The sequence below is a fragment of the Romboutsia sp. LXY-2 genome (assembly GCF_056171995.1).
Map to the genome: position 1 here is coordinate 1 of NZ_JBKFGI010000036.1, position 706 is coordinate 706.

The window sequence follows — 706 nt, forward strand, 5'->3', positions numbered from 1 at the left end:
CTGGTTGATAGGTCGAAGGTGTAAGTGCAGTAATGTATTTAGCTTATCGATACTAATAGGTCGAGGACTTGACCAACAAAATGATTGTTACACAAATGATATGCAGTTTTCAGGGTATTAACTCTAAATGTTTTAAGTTATAATTATTAAAAAACTTAAAATAAAATGTTGACATTAAGTTAAAAAAATGTTAATATAATACTTGTCCGAGAAAAGGACGAGAAAATAATCTGGTTATTATAGCAAAGAGGATACACCTGTTCCCATTCCGAACACAGAAGTTAAGCTCTTTAGCGCCAATGGTACTTGGGGGGCAACCTCCTGGAAGAGTAGGACGTAGCCAGGTGAGTTCTAAAAGAACTTTAAAGTAAGGCCCATTGGTCAAGCGGTCAAGACACCGCCCTTTCACGGCGGTAACAGGGGTTCGATTCCCCTATGGGTCACCAATATCCCGGGACTATAGCTCAGCTGGGAGAGCACCTGCCTTACAAGCAGGGGGTCACAGGTTCGAGCCCTGTTAGTCCCACCATTACGCGGCCTGGTAGTTCAGTTGGTTAGAATGCCAGCCTGTCACGCTGGAGGTCGAGGGTTCGAGTCCCTTCCAGGTCGCCATTTTAATTAAATACGTGGGAATATGGCTCAGTTGGTAGAGCAATTGACTGTTAATCAATGGGTCACAGGTTCGAGTCCTGTTATTCCCGCCAAT

Annotated in this window: 4 tRNA genes and 2 rRNA genes; all 6 read left to right on the forward strand. The window is 43.6% G+C overall.

From position 1 onward, the window contains the following. Positions 1 to 76 (forward strand): 23S ribosomal RNA (locus tag ACI48P_RS22045); the annotation flags it as partial. A gap of 153 nt (positions 77 to 229) precedes the next feature. Then, positions 230 to 346 (forward strand): 5S ribosomal RNA (gene rrf, locus ACI48P_RS22050). A gap of 25 nt (positions 347 to 371) precedes the next feature. Further along, a tRNA-Glu gene (locus ACI48P_RS22055) sits at positions 372 to 446 on the forward strand. Between the two features lie 7 nt (positions 447 to 453). Next, positions 454 to 529: transfer RNA gene (locus tag ACI48P_RS22060), tRNA-Val, on the forward strand. Positions 530 to 535: 6 nt separating this feature from the next. After that, positions 536 to 612, forward strand: a tRNA-Asp gene (locus ACI48P_RS22065). A gap of 16 nt (positions 613 to 628) precedes the next feature. Then, positions 629 to 704: transfer RNA gene (locus tag ACI48P_RS22070), tRNA-Asn, on the forward strand. Positions 705 to 706: the final 2 nt, after the last annotated feature.